The organism is Caballeronia sp. M23-90, assembly GCF_053574605.1.
On record NZ_JBSIPA010000957.1, the window covers coordinates 1 to 594 of the forward strand.

Genomic DNA, 594 nt, shown 5'->3' on the forward strand with positions numbered 1-594 from the left:
CTCCGGGCAGAGGAGCCCCGGGCAGGAAAGCCGAAGATCTTCATACCGGCGCTGCACGATCGGGGCGGTCGCGGACTCCATCGGGATCGGGGATGAACACGTAGCCCTGGCCACGCACGGTCTGGACCGCGAACCAGCAGGCCTGCACGGCAAAGAGCACGACCAGTGAAATGAGCGCCATGCGCCCGAACAGCGAGTTGAACGGGTTGCTCCGGGCAGAGGAGCCCCGGGCAGGAAAGCCGAAGATCTTCATACCGGCGCTGCACGATCGGGGCGGTCGCGGACTCCATCGGGATCGGGGATGAACACGTAGCCCTGGCCACGCACGGTCTGGACATGGCGCGGACTCGCCGGATCTTCTTCGATGATCCTGCGCAAGCGCCAGATGGGAACGTCGAGGCTGCGGTCGTTGAAGGTTGCATCGTCACGATGCACGAGATCGTGAATCAACACGCGCGACAACACCTTGTACGGATGCTTGACCAGTACTTTGAGCAAGGCAAACTCGCTGTCGCGCAACGCAATGCGCTCGGTGCCGCTCACCAGCGCGCGCGTGACGAAGTCGAGCTCGAAGCGGCCGAAACGCTCGCTGGA

At 63.8% G+C, this 594-nt stretch carries 2 protein-coding genes; both read right to left on the reverse strand.

Annotated features, from left to right (window positions below):
* Positions 1-40 precede the first annotated feature (40 nt).
* The gene (locus ACRXB1_RS37270) at positions 41-253 is read right to left on the reverse strand and encodes a hypothetical protein (RefSeq protein ID WP_449494926.1); all 213 of its coding nucleotides are present in this window, start codon (positions 251-253) and stop codon (positions 41-43) included.
* Positions 250-594, reverse strand: a 345-nt coding sequence (locus tag ACRXB1_RS37275; protein WP_449494927.1) for a winged helix-turn-helix domain-containing protein, incomplete at its 5' end; no start/stop codon positions are given. The genes ACRXB1_RS37275 and ACRXB1_RS37270, both read right to left, overlap by 4 nt.